This is a genomic window from Helicobacter mehlei, assembly GCF_007280785.1.
Classification (GTDB): Bacteria; Campylobacterota; Campylobacteria; order Campylobacterales; family Helicobacteraceae; genus Helicobacter; species Helicobacter mehlei.
In genome coordinates, this window is sequence record NZ_VKGC01000046.1 from 1 (window position 1) to 2,032 (window position 2,032).

A 2,032-nucleotide genomic window follows, 5' to 3' on the forward strand; every position below is an offset into this window, starting at 1 on the left:
ATACAAGCATCAGGCAAGCCCTGCATAAAGCCTAACGCATCGGCGTTAAAAACTTGGTTAAGATAGGGGGTTAGCATCACTCACGCTCCATGGGGGTATCTTTGGGCCACTCTTTAGGCCACTGCTCAGGCCATGGGATTTCTGAAAAGGGCGTTATGTTTAGGCCCTGCATTTTGGCTGTCCAAATAGCGTGCTCCTCTTCTGCATTTTTAGCAACAGGGTCCCTGCCCAAGATGATATGTCTAACTAATCTCTGCAAAACTTGCTTTTCTTTAGCCTCCAAAAGATAGAAACTTTCTTTTTCTCTCGCCCTCGCATGCGCAAAATAATACCACTCCCCATTAACCTTTTTGTAGAACTCAAGCCCGTGGAAACTTTGCAACACATAGTCGGGTTTTTCTACAATTTGTTTTAAAAGGGGCACATCCTCCTTTTTAAAAAGAGGCTCTAGCCCATGGCTGAGTTTCTCAAAGCTATAATTTAAATCTAGGTTGTGGATTTTGCCCACTTCTTCTATTTGCGCCTTTAATTCTTTAGGGAAGTTGAAGTTAAAGATGTCATCGTCTTTAAAGTCAAAATGCTTTTTAAAAACCTTTTTAAGTTCTAAACTCTTTTGCCCTTCTTCTTGCTGGCGCTCTTGGGCGGCTCTTTTCATCGCTTCTTCAAGGCGTTTATTTATTTGCTCTTCTTCTTCTGGGGTCATCTCGGGTTTCTTTTCTTTGGGTTTTGTGCGCTTTTTAAGGGGGGATGTGGTAGAGTCGGGTTTAGAGTTTAGGGGCAGAGTCTCGCCCTTAGTCAAAGAGTCAGAGTTGCGACCTTGGCTCTTGCTCGCTAAATCCCTAGAGTTGTCATAAGCGGTAACCACCCACTTATTTTTACCGACTTTAACGCCCCCTTGATTCCACCCCTCGTTAAGCCCGATTTTATAACCATTGTAGAGGATATTGTAACCATTGTGGGTTTGGACAGCTTGCCCTTTAGCCATAATCTCATCAAGGCCATGCGCTAGTTTTTCGTATGGGGTGCTGCCCTTAAAGTCCTTAAAATCCTCCAAATGCTTTTCTACAATCTTAGATAACTCTAGGCCTTTAGCCTCTTTACCTTTACCCTCTACACTCCCCCACACCAAATCAATATAACCCAAGTCCTCTCTATAAAACGCCCCGGCTACTTGCCCGCGTTTTTCTTTTAAAAGCTTGCTAACCGCCTCTTTCCCCTTAAGCGCAAATTCTTTAAAATTCTCTCCAAAGGCGGGGTTAGGTTTTAAAATGTCTTCTAAAAGCTTGTTTTTAAATCTAATGGCGTCTAAAATGTCTTGCTTGTCTAAATGCGCGTTTCTGCCTGCGGCTAGGATTTCTTCAGTCGTGGCTGGGATATGTGTGTTGGGCTTATAGGGGAGTAAGGGGGTTTGATTGTTAAGCGGGGGTTTGGTAGGATTGCCCAAGTCCATAGCGGTATCTAAGGAATCACCCGTATTTAACGGGCGTGAATCCGCCACATCGTGGTTACCGATGGACTTTTTAAATTCCTTTGCATTCTCTAGTTTCCCATGTTCTTTGTACATCGTTTTTAAGGTTAATTGGTTGTTTTTTGTGCCTATCACCTCCACCACTGCCATATACCCGTTAATTTGCTTGCCGACTAAAAGATACTTGCCCTTAGGCGTGTCCTCTACCCTCATCAAATCCGCATGATTCACAATGTCGGGGTAGTTTTGGATATCTTCCAATTTGACCGCTGGTTGCCCGCTACTTTCAACTAAAGGACTCCCCTCTCCATGTCTTTTTTCAATGTGCGTTAAAGCGTCCCCATCAAATAACATTTTAATCGGCTTATTGGGGTCAAAGCCTAGATGTTGGATAATTTGGGGGTTTGTTAAATCCCCCACCCAAACCTTATCATTCTTGCGTCTTTTGACCTCCTCTAAAAATTCCTCTGTTAAGTCCTCCTTGGTGGCTTTGCGTGTGGGCGTGGTTTGGCTAATAAGTTCCCCATCTCCACCCCCATTCCCTGATTTCCCCCCATCTGCGCC

Annotated in this window: 1 protein-coding gene; it reads right to left on the bottom strand. The window is 44.1% G+C overall.

Annotation, left to right across the window (positions count from 1 at the left end; all coding sequences use genetic code 11):
- Positions 1–76: 76 nt before the first annotated feature.
- Positions 77–2,032, bottom strand: a 1,956-nt coding sequence (locus FNE76_RS08345; protein WP_456237338.1) for a putative barnase/colicin E5 family endoribonuclease, incomplete at its 5' end; no start/stop codon positions are given.